This is a genomic window from Pseudonocardia sp. ZF1, from assembly GCF_056835605.1.
Map to the genome: position 1 here is coordinate 794,122 of NZ_JAJNBY010000001.1, position 18,404 is coordinate 812,525.

Genomic DNA, 18,404 nt, shown 5'->3' on the forward strand with positions numbered 1-18,404 from the left:
ACGACGGACGGGCCCCGGCGGATCGCCGGGGCCCGTCCGTGTGCGTGGGCTCAGTTCGCCGGGGGCACCGGCGGGACGCCGCCGTCGTCCTTGCGCTCCGGCGGCACCGGCGGGACGGCCGGCGGCTGCTGCGACGCGGCCGGGTTGCCCTGCGGCGCCAGTGCGTCGCCCCCGGGCGGGGCGGGCGGCACCGGCGGGACGGCGCCGCCGTGCGTGCCGGCGCCCGGAGCGGCCGGGTCGGTGTGCCCGAGTGCGCCCTCGACCTTCCCCTTCACCCCGTCGATCTGCTCGGAGTACTTGCCGCCGGTGGCCTGGTCGACCTTCTCGGCGGCCTTCTCGACGAGCGGGCCCGCCTTCTCCTTGGCCTTCTCCAGGTGCGGGCCGGCCTGCTCCATCGCCTTGTCCAGGTGCGGCTTCGCCTTCTCGATCGCGTTCTCGGCCGCCTCGCGTGCCTTGTCCAGGAACCCCATGAGCGGTCCACCTCTCCTGTCGTCGCCCGGGTGCCCGGGCGGATGCGTACGGCTGACCCCATGGTGTCACCCGGACGCGTCGTCGTGGGGCGTCACGGGCACGGCACGGCACGGTGACGCGGGATCGGTGTCCACCCGCGCCGCCCGCGCACGGCACCATGGGGCCATGAGCGAGCCCGCGGACCGGATGCGCCGACGGATCGAGGAGATCTTCGGCGACGACCCCTCGACCACCGCCGACGAGCGGGCCGACTACGGCGCCGCCGACGAGCGCGACTCCGCGGACCCCGACCGCTGGTTCACCGAGAACCGTCCCCCGCACCACGGCGGCTGACCGGCCGGAGCGCGTTCGGAGACCGAGGGCGGCCCGCACCGCGGGACGGCGCGGGGCTCAGCGCAGGGTGACCGTGACCTCGCCGGCCAGCGTCGCCGCGGCCACCGCGGTCGCCTCCGCCTCGGGCAGCGCGACCAGCACCAGCGGTCCCGGGTCCGCCCGCGCCCCGGCGGCCCCGGGGGCGGGTGGCAGCACCGCCACCACCCCGGCCCGGGCGGCCAGCACACGCGCGCCGTCCGGGCCGCCCGCCACCACGTCCACCCTCGAGCCGGGGGACAGCAGCGCGGCCACCGCCGGATCGGCCGGGCGCAGCGGCACCGCCGAGGCGCCCGGCCCACCGGTGACGACGGCGAGCGCGGACCCGACCAGCCGCAGCTCGCCGACCGGCTCGCCCGCGGTCACCGGTCCGGCGAGCAGCCGCCCGGCCACGGCGTCGGGCGCGGTCAGGGCACCGGCGGGGGCGAGGGCGGGCGGCCAGGAGGCCACGACGACGTCGGCCGGGCCCAGCGCCGTGCCGGGGGCGAGGTCACGGGCGGCGACCAGTACCGGGACCCGCTCGTCACCCGCGGCGGGGAGCAGCGCCACGACCACGGCCGCGACCGCGAGGGCGGCGGCCAGCACCCGGCGGGCGAGCAACGCCCGTGACCAGGAGGGCCGCCGCAGCAGCCGGTCCCACGGGCGGTCCGCCCGCCGTGTCTGCTCCGCCATGGCCGCCCCTCCGCCGTCGTCGTTCCGACGCTAGGGCGGGACACGGCCGGTGACGGGTCGATCCACCGGCCTGTGGACAACCCGGCCGGTTGTGGACGGATCAGGAAGCGGCGGCCTTCGAGGACGACGTGCCGGCCGAGTTCGACGAGGAGCTCGACGACGAGGAGTCCGAGGAGGACGAGGAGCTCGACGAGGACGAGGAGTCCGAGGACGACGAGCTCGACGAGGAGCTGTCGGACTTCGCCGACTCCGACGAGGACCCGGACCCGCTACTCACCGAGCCCGAGCGGGAGTCGGTGCGGTAGAAGCCGCTGCCCTTGAACACGATGCCCACCGAGGAGAAGACCTTGCGCAGCTTCCCGCCGCAGTTCGGGCAGGTGCTGAGAGCGTCGTCGGAGAACGACTGCACCGCCTCGAAGCGGTGGTCACACGCGGTGCATGCGTACTGGTAGGTCGGCACAACATCCTCCGGACGAACTGGGGCGGTGCCCGCCCGCGGGCTGGCACTCGGCGAGAGCGAGTGCCAGCATACTCCGAGGCGACGGTCGCTCCGACCCGTCCACACGGTCAGGGCGAGAGATGCACCACCCCGTCCCGGGGCAGGACGACCGCCCCCACCGCGACGTCGTGGTCCTCGGCCGGGACGTCGTCGAGCAGCTCGCCGTGGTGCAGCGGGACGATGAGCAGGGCGCCGGGCGCGGCGAGCGCGAGCGTCCGGTCGTAGAAGCCGCCGCCGCGGCCCAGGCGTCGCCCGCGCCGGTCGACGGCCAGCGCGGGCACCACCACCAGGCCGGCCGACGCGAGCGCGGCGGGCCCGAGCCGGGGACCGGTCGGCTCGACGACCCCGAGCGGCCCGGGGGCCAGGTCGTCCGGGCCGCGGTAGACGGTCCAGTCCAGCGGGCCCGGCGCGTCCGGGACCACCGGGGCGAGGATCTCGTGACCGGCGGCGACCAGCGCGTCGGGCAGCGACGTCACGCCCGGTCCCGCACCGCCGGGTTCGGTGCCGATCGGCAGGTAGCAGGCCACCGGGCCGGGTGTCGCGGTGGCGAGCGCGCACAGGTGCTCCGACAGCGCGGCGGTCGTCGCGGCCCGGTCGGCGACCGGGCGACCGCGACGTGCCGCCAGCAGCGTGCGCCGCAGCGACCGCTTGGCGTCAGCGGCTCGTCCACCCTGATCAGGCGACGATCCGCCCCTGTCCTCCGCGCGAGCCGTCACGGCTCCAGGCTAGAGCTGTGGCTAGGCTCGCCGACCATGAGCGTGCAGACGTCCAGCGGCACCGGGGCCTTCCGCACCGCCGTCGTCCCGGCGGCGGGTCTGGGCACCCGGTTCCTGCCGACGACCAAGGCCGTGCCGAAGGAGCTGCTCCCCGTCGTCGACACGCCCGGGATCGAGCTCGTCGCCGCGGAGGCCGCCGAGGCCGGCGCCCAGCGGCTGCTGGTCGTGACCTCCCCGGGCAAGGACTCGGTCGCGGCCTATTTCCGCACCGACGACGAGCTGGTGAAGACCCTGGAGGGCCGCGGCAAGGGCGAGCTGGCGGACAAGGTCCGCCGCGCCCCCGGCCTGCTCGAGGTCGACTCGGTGTACCAGTACGAGCCCAAGGGCCTCGGCCACGCCGTCGCCCAGGCCGGCCCGGCACTGGCCGACGACGAGCAGGCCGTCGCCGTCCTGCTGCCCGACGACCTGGTCCTCCCGACCGGGGTCCTCGCCCGCATGGCGCAGGTCCGCGAGGAACACGGCGGCAGCGTCCTCTGCGCCTTCGACGTGCCGCGCGAGCAGATCTCGGCCTACGGCGTCTTCGAGGTCTCCGACACCGGCGACGACGACGTCAAGCAGGTCCACGGGATGGTCGAGAAGCCCGCCCCGGACGAGGCCCCCTCGACCTTCGCCGCGGCCGGTCGCTACCTGCTCGACCGTGCGATCTTCGACGCGCTGGACCGGATCACCCCCGGCGCGGGCGGTGAGCTGCAGCTGACCGACGCCGTCGCGCTGCTGATCTCCGAGGGGCACCCGGTGCACGTCGTCGTGCACCGCGGCGGGCGCCACGACCTGGGTAACCCCGCCGGGTACGCGCGGGCCTACGTCGACTTCATGCTGCAGCACCCGGAGTACGGCGAGGACCTGCGGACCTGGCTGAACGAGCGACTGAAGGACTGAGCGTGCGCACGGTCACCGATCACCTGTCCCGCATCCTGGACGTGGCGGTGCGTCCGGCCCCGGTGCGCGTCGCGATCACCGACGCGCAGGGGCTGCGCAGCGCCGAGGAGGTCGTCGCGGCGCGTCCGCTGCCGGTCTTCGACCAGGCCGCGATCGACGGCTACGCGGTGCGCAGCGTCGACGTGGCCGGGGCCACCGACGCCTCCCCGGTCACCGTCCCGGTGGTGGGCGAGATCGCCGCCGGGTCGCGTCAGCCGCTGCGGCTGCAGCCCGGCCAGGCCGTCCGCGTCGCGGCGGGGGCGCCGCTGCCGACCCTCGCCGACGCCGTCGCACCGCTGGGGTGGACCGACGGCGGCACCGCGCGCCTCACGATCCGCCGCGGCGTGCCGTCGGCCGGTTTCGTGCGCCGCGTGGGGGAGGACGTCCAGTCCGGTGACGTCGCCGTCCGCGAGGGCGACGTCGTCGGCTCGGCCCAGGTCGCGATGCTCGCCGCCGCGGGCCGGGACAAGCTGCTGGTGCACCCGCGGCCACGGGTCTCGGTCGTCTCGGTCGGCGACGAGCTGGTGGAGGTGAGCCGCTCGGCGTCGTCCGGGCAGGTCGCCGACGTCTGCTCGCACGCCGTGGTCGCCGCCGCCCGCGAGGCGGGCGCGGAGACCAACCGGCCCCGCACCGTCGGCGGCAGCGCCGCGGAGATCCGTGGCGCCGTGGAGGACCTGCTACCGGCGTCGGAGATCGTCGTGGTCTGCGGCGCGGGCGGCGGGACGACCGCGGCCGAGGCCAGGAGCGGGCTGGCGGACCTCGGTGGCATCGACGACACCCGCGTCGCGATGCACCCCGGTTCCGCGCAGGGCTACGGCCGGCTCGGCCCGGACGCCGTGCCGGTGTTCCTGTTCCCGTCGCACCCGGCGACCGCGCTGGTGCTGTTCGAGGTGTTCGTCCGGCCGCTGATCCGGCTGGCGCTGGGCCAGGAGCCGATGCGGCGCACCTGGACCGCCCAGCTGACCTCCCCGATCGTCTCCCCGGCCGGGCGCCGGTCCTACATCCCGGCGCGGCTGCTGCGCTCCGACGACGGCGGCGAGCTGCTCGCCCAGCCGCTCGGTGCGTCGGGCACCCACCTGCTGGCCGTGCTGTCCGAGGTCAACGCGCTGGCGGTCATCGACGAGGACGTGACCGAGATGACCGTCGGTGAGCACGTCGAGCTGGTTCCCCGCGGGCGGAACTGAGCCGCGTGCCGCCGTCCGCCGTCCCCGAACCGCCCGGCGGTCACCCCGGCTGGCCCGCCGTCCTCGGACCGTTGCGGGTGCGCAGGCACGAGGTGGGGCTGCGCCCGGTGCGGCTGCGCGACGGCGGTGACTGGGCCCGGATCCGGGTGCGCGACGAGCAGTTCCTGCGTCCCTGGGAGCCGACGACCTACGGCGGGTGGTCCCGCCGCAACTCCGGGGTGGAGTGGCCCGGCCGCTGGTGGCTGCTGCGCGGGGCCGCCCGGCGCGGGCTGTCGCTGCCGTTCGCGATCACCGTCGACGGCGCGATGGCCGGCCACGTCATGGTCGGCAACGTCGTGCGGGAGCCGCTGCTGTCGGGCTACGTCGGTTACTGGCTCGACTCGACCCTGGGCGGGCGCGGGATCACCACCGCGGCCGTTGCGCTCGTCCTCGACCACTGTTTCGGCCCGGTGCGGCTGCACCGCGTCGAGGCCACGGTCCGCCCGGAGAACGTGGCCAGCATCGCGGTGCTCGCCCGGCTCGGGCTGCGCCGCGAGGGACTGCTGCAGCGCTACCTCGACGTCGACGGCGCCTGGCGCGACCACTACGCCTACGCGGTGACCGCCGAGGAGGTCCCGCCGGGTGGTTTCGCGGCCCGGCTGGTGCGGGACGGACGCGCCTCGCGGGCCTGACCCTGCGCAGCGCCCACACCTCGCCCGATCACTCACCGGAGTCACACGTGTACCGCACGTCCCTGGTTTCGCACCGTCCGTCCGAGGGACCACGGCGCGTCGCGACCCGGGTGCGGGCGTCCGCCCGATTACGGTGATCGGTGGTGGCGCGGATCGGGGCCGTTCCACCGGGCGGACTGCGCCGGTCGGGGGAGGAGGCAGCCGTGCCCAGCTCTCTGATCTTCGTGGGTCTGGTCGTGCTCTGGCTGCTGATCCTCGTTCCGACCGTCGCCCGGCGTCAGCAGGAAGTGGCCCGGCTCAGCCCGGCGCTGTTGTCCGGGCGGGTGCTGGAACGTCCCGCACGGCATCGACACCCGGAGGTTCTTGTGACACAGCGATCCGGTCCGACCACGGTCGGCGAGCTGGCGGAGGCGCGGGACGACGTCCCCGCCCCCCGTGAGCGCTCCGACGAGGCCGACCAGTACGCCTACGACGACGTCGAGGACACCGAGATCGACGACGAGGGCCGGGTCCGCGGCCCCGGAGGCGACGACCACGACGACCACCTCGTCGGCCACGACGACGACGCCGAGCCCGACGATCGGGTCCGGTCGGACCGGGAGCGCGACCCCCGGCCCGACGACGACCACGAGCCCGCCGTGCCCGTCGACGGCGACGACGAGCACGGGACCGACGCCGACGGTCTCGACGAGGCCGACGAGGTCGACGAGGCCGACGAGGTCGACGAGGAGGGCTGGTCCCGCCCGCCGGCCCGCTACCGCCCCGGCCGCGGGGGCTTCGACCCCGAGGCCGCCGCCGCGGCCGCGCACGCCAAGTACGCGTTCCGCCAGCGCGTCGTCCTCGGTCTGCTGGTCCTGCTGCTCGCCGCCGGTGCGGCCGCACTGCTGGTCTCGACGGTGTTCTGGTGGGTCACCGGTGTCGTCGGTGCGGGCCTGGTCGGCTATCTGACCTACCTGCGCCGCCAGGTCCGCATCGAGGAGGGCATCCGGGCCCGCCGCGCCGCGCGCCTGGCCGGCACCCGGCAGTCCCCGGCCGCCGACGACCCCGAGCTCGACGAGTGGGCCCACCGCGGCCGCGACGCCTCCGCCGAGGAGCGGGCCGACGACGAGATCCGCGCGACCGCGGCCCCCGTCGCCGCGGGTGCCGACGAGGACGACGACTGGACCGCCGACGACGGCGAGCCCACCCGGGTCCGCGGTACCGGCGAGCCGCTGGGCGTGCTCCCGGCCCGCGGGCGCACCGTCGAGGGGCCCGTCGGGACCGAGCACGAGTCGTCGCTCCCGCGACTCGCCGCCGCCCCGCCGCCGCCCGTCCCGGTCGGGACGTCGCTGGTCGACGTGGACGCCGAGGAGGAGCCCGACGAGTTCGACACGGGCACCCCCCACCGGCGTGCGGTGGGTGAATAGGGGTCTGTTAGGGTTCTTCAGGTCGGCCCGCGAGGGCGGGCCTGAGACACCTGGGGCTGTAGCGCAGTTGGTAGCGCGTCTCGTTCGCATCGAGAAGGTCAGGGGTTCGATTCCCCTCAGCTCCACCACTACACGGCCGGACCCCGCACGGGTCCGGCCGTTCGTCGTTGCGAGGTTGCGGTCGCCGTATGGCCGATCCGACCGCGTCCACCGTCCGGGCCGCCGTCCCGGCCGACGCCCCAGGGATCGCCGACGTCTGCACCCGCGCCTACCGGGCCACCTACCGCGACCTGCTGCCGGAGGCGTTCGTCGACGACGTCGTCGCCCGCTTCTACGACGAGACGAGGGTACGGTCCGAGACCGTCCCCGACCCGCCGCACTGGCTGGGCTACATGGTCGCCGAGGAGGCGGGCACGGTGGTCGGCGCGGCCGGCGGGGCGATCACCGGGGCCCGCGTCGGCGAGCTCTACGTCCTCTACCTCGACCCGGACCGTCGCGGCGAGGGGATCGGCACCCGGCTGCTCGACCACGTCACCGCCCAGCTGTGCGACCACGGCGCGACGGGGATGTGGGTGAGCGTCGCCGAGGGCAACGACCTGGGCGTCCCGTTCTACCGGGCCCGTGGCTTCGTCGAGCGCGACCGGGTGCCGATGCACATCTCCGCCGCGGACGACGGCCTGTGGTCTCTGCGGATGCACCGGGTCATCGCGAGATCCCCTCGTCAATCGTGACGATCTTCGTGGGACGGTGCCCGTTCCGCCTGGCCCCTCGTGATCGCAGGCCGGATACTCGTCCGGGTGACCGAATCCCCTGACGGTCGTCCCCTCGACTCCCCGGACCTGTTCTGCCGCGACTTCGCCGCGGTGCTCGACGCCCGCGGCGTATCCGTCCGCGAGGCCGCGGAGCGGTCGAACTGGAGCAAGAGCGCGATCGGCAACGCCCGCACCGGGCCCCGCCTGCCCCGCGCCGACCTGGTGACGACGGTGCTCGCCGCCGTGGGGGTGCCCGAGGTGGAGGTACGGGGCTGGGCGCGCCGGCACGCGGCGCTGGCGGCGGCCCCCGCAGCGCCCGCGTCCCCCACCACGGCCCCGGCGAGGTCCACGGCGACCCTCTCCGCGGACGTGCCGCCACCGTCCGCGGGAGCACCTGCGGTCCAGGACGCGGCCGCGGCCCCGGCGGCGGGCCCGCAGGAGACCGGGGGACGTACGACGCGGGCGGTGGTCGTCGCCGTACTGGTCACCGGCATGGTCTCGGGCGCCGCGGGCTGGTTCGCCGCCCGGACGGCGGGCACACCGACCGCGGCGGGACCGGTCGTCGTCACGGTGCAGAACAAGGTCGCGCTCGGCGCCGAGGACCTCGTCGAGGACTCCGGGCCCGCCTATCTGTCGTCGCGGGCGATCGCGTTCTGCGGTACCCGGGGCTGCCGGGAGGACGGCACCGACGTCGTCAGCGGCGCGATGCTGCCCGCCACCTGCACGGTCGTCGGTGAGCGGATGTGGAACTACAACCTCGACTCGCCCGCCGCGCACAACCCGCACCGGGTCGAGTCCGCGCTCTGGTACCGCGTGGCCTGGCCGGACGGGCGCTCCGGTTACCTCTCGGAGGTGTACCTGGAGCCGGCGTCCCGCGGCGGGCTCGGACTTCCGGCCTGCGGCTGACCTCTCCCTCCCGCCGACCGCTCAGGCGGTGTGGGTCAGGGTCGCGGCGACCCCGGTCGCCGCGACCAGCACCAGCACCTCCACCGCCGCCCACACCAGCACCGGCAGCCGCCCGGCGCGCAGCCGGGCACGCGTCGCGCCGCCCAGCGCGGCGGCGCAGGCCAGCAGCGCGACCTTGGTGAGGACGACCGCGCCGTAGGCCGTCGTGACCAGGTCGGTGGGTGAGGACAGCCGCGCGGTGGCGGCGAGCAGCCCGGTCACCCCCAGCACGACGACGGCGGCGAGCGCGAGCCGGGAGAACCGGGGCACCGCGACGGTGCGCACGTCGGCGTCGCGGGCGGTCACCAGCACCGCACCCAGACCGCCGACCCACAGCAGCGCCGCCGCGACGTGGGCGACGACCGCCGGCACCGCGTACGCCGCGACCGTCGACGCCGCGGTGTGCCCGGTCGCCGCGGGCGCCGCCGCCGCGACGACGACCACCAGCAGCGCCAGCGCCGCGGGCCCCGGACCGGCGCCCGGCCGGGCAGGCCGCGACCCGGCGACGCCGACCAGCGCGAGGACCGCGGCCAGTGCCACCAGCTGGCCGGTCCCGGCACGCGGACCGGTCAGGAACTCCAGCAGGTCCGGGCCGCGCACGTCGGCGAGCCCGCGCCCGGACACGACCGCGCCCCGGACGAACGTCTCGACCAGCAGCACCCCGAGCCAGAGCGGCGCGACGGTCGTCAGGACCCGGTCGGCGCCGGGAACCCGGTCGGGGGCGAGCAGCGCGACCAGCGCCGCACCCGCCGCGACCACCGCGGCCAGGTCCGCCGCGGCCCGTGCGACGGTCTGGGCCAGGTCGAGCGCGACGCCGTCCGGCCCGATGCCACCGGTGACCCCGGCGACGACGACCGCGGCCCCCACCAGCACCGCGACCCACCCGGCGACGGCGGGCGCGGGCTCGCGGACCCGGTGCCCGGGCGGGGTGTCGCCGATGGTCAGACCCTCGACCGGCGCAGCGCGAACGCGACCCCGGCCCCGATCACGACGACGGCCACCACGATCCACGGCCAGACCGGGGCCCCACCGTCGTCGGTGGCGGCGGCGGGCGTGGTCTGCGGTGCGGTCGTGGGAGCGGCGGTGGCGGGCTCCGGGGCCGCGGCGGAGGTCGCCGCGGCCGCACCCGGGCCGGCGGTGGTCAGCGTGAACGGCACCGTGCCCGAGACGGGGTGGCCGTCGTCGGAGACCACCCGGTAGGTGACCGTGTAGGCGCCGGCCGCACCGAGCGGGCGCAGCGGCACGGTGAGGGTGTCGCCGTCGCCGGTGGCGGGGCCCGCCGCGTAGTCGGTGCCGCCGGGGCCGGCCACCGAGACGGTGGCGTCGGCGGCCGCGATGTCCTCGGAGAACGTCAGCGACACCGATGTCGGCGCGGTGCCGACCTGCGCGTTCGCGGCGGGGCTGCTGGACTCGAGCTCGGTGTGCGCCCAGGCCGGTGCGGCCCCGGCGACGAGGGCGAGGAGCACGGCGGGGAGGGCGACCGCGAGGCGGCGGAGAACGGGGCTCACGCCGGGTTGGTCGTCGCACCGCCCGCCGGAGTTCCGGGCGTCACCCGGACGGAGCAGATCAGCGCCAGGACGGCAGCCACAGCTCGGCCTGCCAGTGCGCCGCGGTGATCGGGTCGCCGACCAGGATCGGCCACAGCCACACGAAGTTGACCCCGATCAGCGCCACCCACGTCGCGACGACGAGCAGCCCGTTGCGGCGACGGCGCGCGCTCATCCGCGAGTGGCCCAGCATCTGCCCCATCGCCAGCACGACGCCCAGGACCAGGAAGGGCACCACCGGCATCATGTAGAAGAAGTACATCTGCCGGTCGATGTTGAAGAACCACGGGACGAACCCGGCCGCGTAGCCGACGAGCACCGCCGTCCACCGCCAGTCGACCCGGGTCACCGCCCGCCACAGCCCCCAGAGCAGCACCGGGATCGCCGGCCACCACAGCGCCGGGGTGCCGATCAGCATCACCGCGGAGACGCAGTCGGTCTCCCCGCAGCCGGTCGCGTCGTCGGCGTAGCGGTAGAGCATCGGCCGCAGCCCCATCGGCCAGGTCCAGGGCTTGGACTCCCACGGGTGCGCCCCGGCGGACTGGGTCGTCAGGTTCTCGTGGAAGGCGAGGACCTGGCCGTGGTAGTACCAGAGCGACCGCAGCGCGTCGGGCACCCAGGCGAACGCCCCGCCGGTGCCGATCTCCCGGCCCACCTCGTGGCGGTCGATGCCGGTCTCGCTGCCGAACCACGCCCACCAGGACCCGACGTAGGTCAGCACCGGGATCAGGACGAGCGCCCACAGCGCGGGGGCGACGTCGCGCACCATCGTCCCCACCCACGGCCGGGCGACCCCGGCGCGGCGGCGCACCGAGACGTCCCACAGCACGCACAACAGCCCGAACGCGGCGATGTAGTAGACGCCGTTCCACTTCACCGCACACGCCAGTCCGAGCGAGACGCCCGCGGTCAGCCGCCACCAGCGCACACCCCAGCGCGGGCCCCACACGGTGTCGCCGACCCGCCCCTCGGCGACGACGCGCGCCATCCGGGCGCGGACGTCGTCGCGGTCGGCGAGCAGCGCGGCGAACGCGGCCACCACGAACAGCGCGGAGAAGACGTCGAGCATCCCCATCCGCGACTGCACGTGCGACAGCCCGTCGGCGCACAGCAGCAGCCCCGCCAGCCCGCCCAGTGCGGTCGAGCGGGTCAGCCGACGCCCGGCCCGCACCACCAGCAGCACCGTGAGCACCCCGGCCAGCGCGGCCGAGACCCGCCAGCCGACGCCGTCGTAGCCGAAGACCATCTGGCCCAGCGCGATCAGCTGTTTCGCCAGCGGCGGGTGGACGATCTTCTCGTAACCGGGGTTGCTCTCCACCCCGCCGTTGCGGACCATGTCCCAGGCCTGCGGGACGTAGTGCTTCTCGTCGAACACGGGGGTGCCGCGGTCGGTGGGCTCGCCCAGGTCGTAGAACCGCAGCAGCGCCGCGACCAGCACCACGCCCGCGGTGACCAGCCAGCCCGTCAGCCGGTCCGAGGGTGGCGGCGCGCCGAGCCGCGCGGCCGGGCCGGGATCGGCGCGGCGCAGCGGTGGCGGGGTGCCCTGCGGGGTCAGACCGGGTTCGGGTGCCGCTCCGGCGACCCGGCTCCCGGCATCGGCGCTCGTGGTGGCCATCGCGTCCGATCGTAGGCTGGCCGACGTGACTCCCGCCCCCGACTCCACGCCCGACACGGCGACGACGACCGGTCGCCTCGTCCTGGCCGCGACCCCGCTGGGCGACCCGCGGGACGCGTCGCCGCGGCTGCGGGAGCTGATCGCCACCGCCGACGTCATCGCCGCCGAGGACACCCGCCGGTTCCGGACCCTCGCCGCGGCGCTGCCGGTCACCTACACCGGCCGCATCGTCAGCCACTACGACGCCGTCGAGGCCGAGCGGCTGCCCGGCCTGCTGTCCGCGGTCCGCGACGGCGCGACCGTGCTGGTCGTGTCCGACGCCGGCATGCCCGCCGTCTCCGACCCGGGCTACCGGCTCGTCGCCGCGGCCGCCGCGGAGGACCTCCCGGTCACCTGCGCGCCCGGCCCGTCCGCGGTGACCACGGCACTGGTCCTGTCCGGGCTGCCGTGCGAGCGGTTCTGCTTCGACGGCTTCCCGCCGCGCCGCTCCGGCGAGCGCCGCCGGTGGCTGGAGACCCTGCGCGACGAGCGCCGCGCCGTGGTGTTCTTCGAGTCGCCGCGGCGGACCGCGGACACCCTCGCCGACGCCGTCGCGGTACTGGGGGAGACCCGGCGTGCCGCGGTGTGCCGGGAGCTGACCAAGACCCACGAGCAGGTCGTGCGCGGCACCCTGGCCGAGCTGCACTCCTGGGCCACCTCCGGCGACGTGCTCGGGGAGGTGACCGTGGTGCTTGCCGGCGCCGAGGCCCGGGAGGCGCCGCCGGTCGAGTCGCTGGTCGACGCCGTCCGGGAACGCACCGACGACGGCGAGCGTCTCAAGGACGCCGTCGCCGCCGTCGCCGAGGCCGCGGGCGTGCCGAAGCGGGACCTCTACAACGCGACCCTCGCCGCCCGGGACTGACACCGCACCCCGCGCGCTGTCGCCGCACCCGTCGCGGCGGGTGCGACGGCCCCCGGTGGGGTGCGACGGCGGGCAGGGCGGGGCGAGCGGGCGGTCAGGCCGTCGCGGGGGTGCGCGTCGGGATCGCCCGCATGACGGGCTCGACGTAGCGGGCGGCGATCGGGCCGAGCACCGCCATGATCAGCACGTACGCCGTGGCCAGCGCGGACAGTTCGGCGGGCACGGCGGCGTAGCCGACGGCCAGCCCGGCGATGACGATCGAGAACTCCCCGCGGGCGATCAGCGCGGCCCCGGCGCGGGCCCGGCCCATCCGCCCGATCCGTGCGCGCTTCGCCGCCCACCAGCCCGTCGTGTACTTGGTCGCGGCCGTCGACACGGCGAGCACGAGCGCCCAGCCGAGCACCGGCGGGATGGCCCGCGGGTCGGTCGACAGCCCGAACACCACGAAGAACACCGCGGCGAACAGGTCCCGCAGCGGCTCCAGCAGCTTCGTCGCGTTCTCCGCGGTCGAGCCGGAGATCGCGATGCCCAGCAGGAACGCGCCCACCGCGGCGGACACCTGCATGGCCTGGGCGAACCCGGCGACCAGCAGCGCGGCGCCGAGCACCTTGAGCAGGAACACCTCGCGGTCGTCGGAGTCGACGACGGCCGAGACGTAGCGGCCGTAGCGCAGGGCCACGACCAGCACCACCGAGATCACCGCGAGCGACACCGCGACCGCACTGATCCCGCCCCACAGCGTCACGCCGAGCAGCAGCGCCGTGAGGATCGGCAGGTAGAGCGCCATCACCAGGTCCTCGAAGACCAGCACCGACAGCACCACCGGCGTCTCCCGGTTGCCGAGCCGGCCCAGGTCCGACAGCACCTTCGCGACGATCCCGGAGGAGGAGATGTAGGTGACCCCGCCCAGCACCATCGCCCCGACCGCGCCCCAGCCCAGGACCAGCGCGACGGCGACGCCGGGCGCGGCGTTGAGCACGATGTCCACGATCCCGGCCGTCCAGGACCGGCGCAGCCCCGTGACCAGCTCGACCGCGGAGTACTCGAGCCCGAGCAGCAGGAGCAGCAGGACGACGCCGACCTCGCCGGCCAGCGAGGTGAAGTCGCCGATGTCGCCCAGTGGGATGACGCCGCCCGCCCCGAACGCGAGGCCGCCGAGCAGGTAGAGCGGGATGGGGGACAGGCCGATCCGCTGGGCGAGCCTGCCGAGCAGGCCGAGCCCGAAGAAAACGGCGCCGAGTTCGAGCAGTTCGAGTGCGGTGTGGTCCACGACTACCGGGGCGGCCTCAGCCGCGCGCGAGGATGTCGGCGGCCTGCTCCAGCTTCTCGGCCGTCCCGACGGCGATCACGATGTCCCCGGCCGCCAGCACGTGGTCCGGCGTCGGCGACGGGATCACCTGGCCCGCGCGCATGATCGCGACCACCGACACCTGGGTGCGGGTGCGCAGCGCGGTGTCGCCGAGCGGGCGGCCGTCGAACGGGCTGTTGAGCTTGATCGGCATCTTGCGGGTGGTGATGCCCGGGAGGTCCGCGTGCTCGTCCTTCAGCTGGTTGACCAGCTGCGGGGCGCCGAGCAGGTTCGCCAGGGCGCCCGCCTCCTCGGTGGTCAGCGGCAGCTCCGCGACGCAGGCGTCCGGGTCGTCGGCACGGGAGAGGATCAGGTCGATCTTCCCGTCGCGGTGCGCGATGACCCCGACCCGGCGGCCGCTGCGCAGCTCGATCTCCTTCCGCACCCCGATCCCGGGCAGCGGCGTCACGTCGACGTTCACCCCTGCAACGGTACGCCGCGCACACCGGCCGTCGGAAACACGCTCGTGACCGGCGCCGCCGAATGACCGGGCCCGCCCGGGGGTAGCCGGGGATCATGCCTTCGGACCTGCCCCCGCACGTGATCGTGCTGTTCGGCGCCACCGGCGACCTGGCGAAGCGCAAGCTCTTCCCGGGTCTGCTCCACCTGCAGAACGAGGGGCTGCTCCCCGAGGACTTCCGGGTCATCGGGTCCGGCCGGCACTCGCCCGGCTCCGACGACGAGTTCCGCGACCGCATCCGCGGCGCCCTGTCCGACGACACCGGCTGGGACGACTTCGCGCCGCGGCTGAGCTTCGTCGTCTCCGACGCCGACGACGGCGCCGACCTCGCCGACGCGGTGCGGCGCGCGGAGAAGGACCTCGGCTCCGACGACGTGCGCCGGCTCGTCTACCTCTCCGTGCCGCCGACCGCGATGACCCCGATGGTCGCGATGCTGGGGGAGACCGGCATCGCCGAGCGCTCCCGGCTGGTGCTGGAGAAGCCGTTCGGCACCGACCTGGAGTCCGCGAAGGAGCTGAACGCGGGCCTGAAGGACGTCTACGACGAGGCCGACATCTTCCGCATCGACCACTTCCTCGGCAAGGAGTCGGTGCAGAACATCCTCGCGCTGCGCTTCGCGAACGGTCTGTTCGAGCCGGTGTGGAACCGCCAGAACATCCGCTACGTGCAGATCGACGTCCCCGAGGAGATCGGGATCGAGGGCCGGGCGTCGTTCATGGAGTCCACCGGCACGTTCCGCGACATGATCTCCACGCACCTGTTCCAGATCCTCGGGTTCGTCGCGCTGGAGCCGCCGCACGAGATCGCGCCGGACGCGCTGCACGCGGAGAAGGCGAAGGTGTTCGGATCGATCCGGCCGCTCGACCCGTCGCGGGTGGTGTTCGGCCAGTACGCCTCCTACCGCGACGAGGAGGGTGTCGCCGACGACTCGGAGTCCGAGACGTTCGTCGCGCTGGAGACCTACGTCGACAACTGGCGCTGGTTCGGCGTCCCGTTCTTCCTGCGCACCGGCAAGGCGATGGGTGCGACCCGGCGCACCGTGACGATCGGCTTCGACGAGCCGGCGCTGACCATGTTCCCGGGCGGGTCGTTCACGGGCGACGCCCAGGACGGGCCGCCCACCGAGCTCGTGATCGAGCTGGCCGACCAGGTGTCGGCCGAGCTCGACGTCCGGGCGAAGGTCCCCGGCCCGGAGCTGAAGGTCGGCCGCGGCCGGATGCGGCTGGACCTCGACAGCGTCGGTGACCCCGACGACGCGCTGGAGGCCTACGAGCGGCTGCTCCTGGACGTCATGAAGGGGGACCGCACACTGTTCACCACCACCGAGGAGGTCGAGCGGCTCTGGGAGCTGTGCGACCCGGTCCTCGCCGACCCGCCGCGGACGCAGACCTACCCCGACGGGTCCTGGGGCCCGCAGGACGCGCTCGACCTGCCCGGCCCGCGCGGCTGGCGGGTGCCGGAGTGAGCCCCTCGCGCAGCGAGCGCTACCTCCCGATCGCCGAGCACGGGATCATCGGCGACCTGCGCTCCGCGGCGCTCGTCGGCACCGACGGCACCGTCGACTGGTTCTGCCCGGGCCGGTTCGACGCGCCCAGCGTCTTCGCCTCGCTGCTCGACGCCGACCGCGGCGGCCACTGGAGGCTCGCGCCGTGCGTCGACGAGACCCAGCTCGCCAGCCAGCAGCAGTTCTACTACCCCGACTCCAACATCCTCATCACCCGCTTCCTCACCGCCGACGGCATCGTCGAGGTGCAGGACCTCATGGTGGTGCTGCGCCCGCACGACCCCGACCACCGCCAGCGGCTCGTCCGCCGGGTGACCGGGGTCCGCGGGTCGGTGCCGATGACCGTCGAGGTGGTCCCGCGACCCGACTACGCCCGGGAGACCCCGAAGGTCGAGAGCGCGGGCGCCGGCATCCGGTTCACCGGCAGCGGCGTCACCCTGGACCTGACGTCGTCGGTGGAGCTGGAGATCACCGACCACGCCGCGGGCGCGGAGTTCCGCACCGCCGAGGGCCGCACCGAGGTGTTCGTGCTGGAGGTGGACGCGACCGGGGAGCCCACCCCCTGCGACGACGCCGCGGAGGCCCTGTTCACCGGGACCGTCTCGTTCTGGAAGGACTGGCTGGCGCACTCGTCGTACACGGGGCGGTGGCGCGAGCGCGTCCACCGCTCCGCGCTCACCCTCAAACTGCTCACCCACGAGCCGACCGGCGCGGTGATCGCGTCGCCGACGATGGGGCTGCCCGAGCAGCTGGGCGGCGAGCGGAACTGGGACTACCGCTACGTCTGGATGCGTGACGCCGCGTTCACCCTCTACGCGCTGCTGCGGCTCGGGTTCACCGAGGAGGCGGGCGCGTTCATCGGCTGGCTGTCGGGCCGGTTCGGGAGCACCCGCGACGGGGACCAGGGTCCGCTGCGCGTGATGTACACGATCGACGGCGACGAGACCCCCGACGAGGTCGAGCTCGACCACCTCGACGGCTACCGCGGCTCGCGCCCGGTGCTGGCCGGCAACGGCGCCGCGGACCAGCTGCAGCTCGACATCTACGGCGAGATCATCGACTCGGTCTACCTGTACGACAAGTACGGCGACGGCGTCGGCCACGAGGACTGGACGAACCTCTGCACGATCCTCGACTGGCTGCGCGAGCACTGGGACTCCCCGGACGAGGGCATCTGGGAGACCCGTGCGGGCCGCCAGGACCACGTGTTCTCCCGGCTCATGTGCTGGGTCGCGGTCGAGCGGATGATCCGGATGGCGCGCCGGCGCGGCCTGCCCGGCGACGTCGGGGCCTGGACCACCACCCGCGACGAGATCTACCACCAGATCATGGACCGCGGCTGGGACCCCGACGTGCCGCCGCGCGGGTCGTTCGTGCAGCGCTACGGCGCGACCACGCTGGACGCCTCGGTGCTGCTGATGCCGATGGTGAAGTTCTGCGCGCCCACCGAGCCGCGGTTCCTGGCGACCCTGGACGCGATCAACGACGACCTCGTCGTCGACACCCTGGTGTTCCGCTACGACGTCGAGGACTCGCCGGACGGTCTCGACGGCGAGGAGGGCACGTTCTCGATGTGCTCGTTCTGGAACGTCGAGGCGATGACCAGGGCCGGCCGCCTGGAACAGGCCCGGATCGCGCTGGAGAAGATGTTCTCCTACGGCAACCACCTGGGCCTCTACGCCGAGGAGATCGGCCTGACCGGGGAGCAGCTGGGGAACTTCCCGCAGGCGTTCACGCACCTGTCGCTGATCAGCTCCGCGATCAACCTGGACCGGGCGCTGGGGTGAGGCCGTTCAGCGGGTGAACAGGCAGGACTCGTAGAGCCGGACCCCGTGGCGCAGGGCCTGCTCGCGGGTCACGGGGCTCTCCGGGTCCAGCCAGGCCAGCACGATCTCGCCCATCCCGCCGAGGCAGAAGTGCCCGGCGACGCGCAGGTCGTCGGGCTCGATCCGGGTGTCGGCGGCGCCGCTGACCATCAGCTCGGCGAAGCCGCGGTTGGCGCTGCGGCGGCGCGCGAGCAGCGCAGGACAGCCGACCGCGTCGACCAGCGCCACGACCCGGCGCGGGTCGCGGTCGACGTCGTCGAACCACGCGGTGAGGGCGGCCCTGATCTGGGCGGCCGGGTTCGGGGCCGCCGACTGCACCGCGGCCATCGTGGCGGCGGCGCGCTCGTCGACGACGTGGTCGAACACCGCGCACCCGAGCTCCACGCCCGAGGCGAACTCCGCCGCGGCGGAAGCGGGCAGCCCGGCCCGTTCCGCGGCCGAGGACGGGTCGATGGCGGGCCACCCGCCGTCCACCCACTGCTGCAGGGCCGCGTCGAGGAGTGCCTCGCGGTCCCGTTCACCCCGGTCCATGGGCGCCA

Annotated in this window: 20 protein-coding genes and 1 tRNA gene; 11 read left to right on the forward strand and 10 right to left on the reverse strand. The window is 74.9% G+C overall.

Translation table 11 applies throughout. From position 1 onward, the window contains the following. Positions 1–50 precede the first annotated feature (50 nt). Positions 51–470, reverse strand: coding sequence for an antitoxin (locus tag ZF1_RS04000; protein WP_062400164.1), 420 nt, complete (start codon positions 468–470; stop codon positions 51–53). A 166-nt stretch (positions 471–636) separates the two neighbouring features. Here ZF1_RS04000 and ZF1_RS04005 point away from each other — a divergent pair, with 166 nt between their 5' ends. Beyond that, a complete protein-coding gene (locus ZF1_RS04005) occupies positions 637–804 on the forward strand; it encodes a hypothetical protein (protein ID WP_020625817.1) in 168 nt (55 codons plus the stop codon). 57 nt (positions 805–861) lie between these two features. Here ZF1_RS04005 and ZF1_RS04010 read toward each other — a convergent pair whose 3' ends face one another. The 3 genes from ZF1_RS04010 to ZF1_RS04020 form a co-directional block, all read right to left on the reverse strand. Further along, on the reverse strand, positions 862–1,512 hold the full coding sequence (locus ZF1_RS04010) for an SAF domain-containing protein (protein WP_357545873.1): 651 nt from the start codon (positions 1,510–1,512) through the stop codon (positions 862–864). A 100-nt stretch (positions 1,513–1,612) separates the two neighbouring features. Next, positions 1,613–1,972, reverse strand: coding sequence for an FmdB family zinc ribbon protein (locus ZF1_RS04015; protein WP_482636501.1), 360 nt, complete (start codon positions 1,970–1,972; stop codon positions 1,613–1,615). A 107-nt stretch (positions 1,973–2,079) separates the two neighbouring features. After that, positions 2,080–2,727: a 5-formyltetrahydrofolate cyclo-ligase gene (locus ZF1_RS04020; RefSeq protein WP_482636502.1), complete on the reverse strand. Its 648-nt coding sequence runs from the start codon at positions 2,725–2,727 to the stop codon at positions 2,080–2,082. A 36-nt stretch (positions 2,728–2,763) separates the two neighbouring features. On the opposite strand from ZF1_RS04020, the gene ZF1_RS04025 reads away from it, so the two are divergent. From ZF1_RS04025 to ZF1_RS04055, 7 genes are all read left to right on the forward strand, one after another. Then, a complete protein-coding gene (locus ZF1_RS04025; RefSeq protein ID WP_208823175.1) occupies positions 2,764–3,666 on the forward strand; it encodes a UTP--glucose-1-phosphate uridylyltransferase in 903 nt (300 codons plus the stop codon). Positions 3,667–3,668: 2 nt separating this feature from the next. Further along, a complete protein-coding gene (gene glp / locus ZF1_RS04030; RefSeq protein ID WP_482636503.1) occupies positions 3,669–4,889 on the forward strand; it encodes a molybdotransferase-like divisome protein Glp in 1,221 nt (406 codons plus the stop codon). A 5-nt stretch (positions 4,890–4,894) separates the two neighbouring features. After that, on the forward strand, positions 4,895–5,560 hold the full coding sequence (locus tag ZF1_RS04035) for a GNAT family N-acetyltransferase (protein ID WP_482636504.1): 666 nt from the start codon (positions 4,895–4,897) through the stop codon (positions 5,558–5,560). 203 nt (positions 5,561–5,763) lie between these two features. Beyond that, positions 5,764–6,966, forward strand: coding sequence for a divisome protein SepX/GlpR (sepX, locus tag ZF1_RS04040; RefSeq protein WP_482636505.1), 1,203 nt, complete (start codon positions 5,764–5,766; stop codon positions 6,964–6,966). A gap of 52 nt (positions 6,967–7,018) precedes the next feature. Continuing rightward, a tRNA-Ala gene (locus tag ZF1_RS04045) sits at positions 7,019–7,094 on the forward strand. Positions 7,095–7,154: 60 nt separating this feature from the next. Then, entirely contained in the window at positions 7,155–7,697 is a 543-nt protein-coding gene (locus ZF1_RS04050; RefSeq protein WP_482636506.1) for a GNAT family N-acetyltransferase, read from the forward strand. Between the two features lie 66 nt (positions 7,698–7,763). Next, complete coding sequence (locus tag ZF1_RS04055; protein ID WP_482636507.1) at positions 7,764–8,624, forward strand: helix-turn-helix domain-containing protein; 861 nt, start codon at positions 7,764–7,766, stop codon at positions 8,622–8,624. Positions 8,625–8,645: 21 nt separating this feature from the next. Here ZF1_RS04055 and ZF1_RS04060 read toward each other — a convergent pair whose 3' ends face one another. The 3 genes from ZF1_RS04060 to ZF1_RS04070 form a co-directional block, all read right to left on the reverse strand. Continuing rightward, the gene (locus tag ZF1_RS04060) at positions 8,646–9,536 is read right to left on the reverse strand and encodes a CopD family protein (protein ID WP_482636508.1); all 891 of its coding nucleotides are present in this window, start codon (positions 9,534–9,536) and stop codon (positions 8,646–8,648) included. 68 nt (positions 9,537–9,604) lie between these two features. Continuing rightward, positions 9,605–10,171, reverse strand: a complete 567-nt coding sequence (locus tag ZF1_RS04065; RefSeq protein WP_482636509.1) for a copper resistance CopC family protein — start codon at positions 10,169–10,171, stop codon at positions 9,605–9,607. A gap of 58 nt (positions 10,172–10,229) precedes the next feature. Further along, entirely contained in the window at positions 10,230–11,825 is a 1,596-nt protein-coding gene (locus tag ZF1_RS04070; RefSeq protein ID WP_482636510.1) for a dolichyl-phosphate-mannose--protein mannosyltransferase, read from the reverse strand. Positions 11,826–11,850: 25 nt separating this feature from the next. On the opposite strand from ZF1_RS04070, the gene rsmI reads away from it, so the two are divergent. Continuing rightward, a complete protein-coding gene (rsmI, locus tag ZF1_RS04075; RefSeq protein WP_476653822.1) occupies positions 11,851–12,726 on the forward strand; it encodes a 16S rRNA (cytidine(1402)-2'-O)-methyltransferase in 876 nt (291 codons plus the stop codon). Positions 12,727–12,820: 94 nt separating this feature from the next. Here rsmI and ZF1_RS04080 read toward each other — a convergent pair whose 3' ends face one another. Together ZF1_RS04080 and ZF1_RS04085 are read right to left on the reverse strand one after the other, a co-directional pair. After that, positions 12,821–13,996: a cation:proton antiporter gene (locus tag ZF1_RS04080; protein ID WP_482636511.1), complete on the reverse strand. Its 1,176-nt coding sequence runs from the start codon at positions 13,994–13,996 to the stop codon at positions 12,821–12,823. A gap of 16 nt (positions 13,997–14,012) precedes the next feature. Further along, complete coding sequence (locus ZF1_RS04085; protein WP_073577611.1) at positions 14,013–14,495, reverse strand: cation:proton antiporter regulatory subunit; 483 nt, start codon at positions 14,493–14,495, stop codon at positions 14,013–14,015. Positions 14,496–14,590: 95 nt separating this feature from the next. Between ZF1_RS04085 and zwf the strand changes: the two genes are divergently transcribed. Continuing rightward, positions 14,591–16,000, forward strand: a complete 1,410-nt coding sequence (gene zwf, locus ZF1_RS04090) for a glucose-6-phosphate dehydrogenase (RefSeq protein WP_405419428.1) — start codon at positions 14,591–14,593, stop codon at positions 15,998–16,000. After that, positions 15,997–17,826: a glycoside hydrolase family 15 protein gene (locus ZF1_RS04095; RefSeq protein WP_405419426.1), complete on the forward strand. Its 1,830-nt coding sequence runs from the start codon at positions 15,997–15,999 to the stop codon at positions 17,824–17,826. Before zwf ends, ZF1_RS04095 begins: the two co-directional genes overlap by 4 nt. A 6-nt stretch (positions 17,827–17,832) precedes the next feature. Here ZF1_RS04095 and ZF1_RS04100 read toward each other — a convergent pair whose 3' ends face one another. Continuing rightward, positions 17,833–18,396 (reverse strand): TetR/AcrR family transcriptional regulator, encoded by a 564-nt coding sequence (locus ZF1_RS04100; protein WP_251787060.1) that lies wholly within the window; start codon positions 18,394–18,396, stop codon positions 17,833–17,835. Positions 18,397–18,404 lie beyond the last annotated feature (8 nt).

Bases quoted from the DNA above. Each gene is read 5' to 3' on its own strand.
- ZF1_RS04010 (WP_357545873.1), bottom strand. From the start codon at position 1,512: ATGGCGGAGCAGACACGGCGGGCGGACCGCCCGTGGGACCGGCTGCTG.
- ZF1_RS04050 (WP_482636506.1), top strand. From the start codon at position 7,155: ATGGCCGATCCGACCGCGTCCACCGTCCGGGCCGCCGTCCCGGCCGAC.
- ZF1_RS04025 (WP_208823175.1), top strand. From the start codon at position 2,764: ATGAGCGTGCAGACGTCCAGCGGCACCGGGGCCTTCCGCACCGCCGTC.
- ZF1_RS04100 (WP_251787060.1), bottom strand. From the start codon at position 18,396: ATGGACCGGGGTGAACGGGACCGCGAGGCACTCCTCGACGCGGCCCTG.
- zwf (WP_405419428.1), top strand. From the start codon at position 14,591: ATGCCTTCGGACCTGCCCCCGCACGTGATCGTGCTGTTCGGCGCCACC.
- ZF1_RS04000 (WP_062400164.1), bottom strand. From the start codon at position 470: ATGGGGTTCCTGGACAAGGCACGCGAGGCGGCCGAGAACGCGATCGAG.
- ZF1_RS04070 (WP_482636510.1), bottom strand. From the start codon at position 11,825: ATGGCCACCACGAGCGCCGATGCCGGGAGCCGGGTCGCCGGAGCGGCA.
- ZF1_RS04005 (WP_020625817.1), top strand. From the start codon at position 637: ATGAGCGAGCCCGCGGACCGGATGCGCCGACGGATCGAGGAGATCTTC.